This is a genomic window from Pseudocitrobacter sp. 2023LY-00077 (assembly GCF_055796175.1).
This window is the reverse complement of the sequence record NZ_JBSPEI010000070.1, coordinates 1-724: the sequence shown is the minus strand read 5'-3', so window position 1 is coordinate 724 and position 724 is coordinate 1. Positions and strand designations below refer to the sequence as shown.

The 724-nt window shown below is 47.4% G+C and carries 2 protein-coding genes; one reads left to right on the top strand and one right to left on the bottom strand.

What is annotated here, in order from left to right:
- A partial coding sequence (locus ACWWFX_RS25380) for a hypothetical protein (protein WP_473225113.1) occupies window positions 1–338 on the top strand: 338 nt, incomplete at its 5' end.
- Here ACWWFX_RS25380 and ACWWFX_RS25375 read toward each other — a convergent pair.
- Window positions 325–534 carry a hypothetical protein gene (locus ACWWFX_RS25375; protein WP_023303584.1) on the bottom strand — a complete coding sequence of 70 codons (210 nt, stop codon included), beginning with the start codon at window positions 532–534 and terminating at the stop codon, window positions 325–327. The two genes, ACWWFX_RS25380 and ACWWFX_RS25375, sit on opposite strands and share 14 nt — an antisense overlap.
- Window positions 535–724 lie beyond the last annotated feature (190 nt).

Genomic DNA, 724 nt, shown 5'->3' with positions numbered 1-724 from the left:
TTGTGTCACATCAGCAAATATCACAGCACAGCGAAGAATTGCGAACTGGAGAAGATTCGAGACGCCAGGCGCAGATATCACACACAACATTCAGGCCGATAGCTCTTTGCGAGGGGCTGACGGTAAATCTACTCCACTTATTTGAGGTGATGGTGATGGATATAAAAAACGATGAAGTAGCGATGTTTAAAAGCAACAATGGCGTAATTTTAGCAGCTGACGCAGCTTATGCTGCTGCTGAAGAAGCGGTTAAAGGGGCATCAGATAACCACTGGTATCGGCAGAATTTGATAAAGGCAGCACTGGAGACTGCCCTGGCATCAGTTATCGTTTTATAGCGATCCCAAAAGGCGTAGGTGCTTCTGCTTTGTACTTTTCCTTTGCTGCTTCACGACAGGCAGGAAGCAAATCAGCAATGCGCTCAATTAAAGCTTCTGGCGTGTTGGCGGATGGGTCTTTTACTGCAAGCGCCAGCGCTAAATCATATGCCACTGATTCCTCAGTTCTCTTTCCTGCAAATACATTCATGGACATAAAGAAATCCTTTTATTGACTGTGGAATTCCAGTCTACGGCATTCCTTTGACTGTGGAAAGTGAAGGAAACCACGCGCCGGGCGTGGATAAATATCCCGGCACTAACTGGAATGTTTTGGGGTGAAGCGGCGTGGATAAACGGAGACACGCAACGTGGCGCACGAACACAAGCAATTCGTGGCTGGGAAG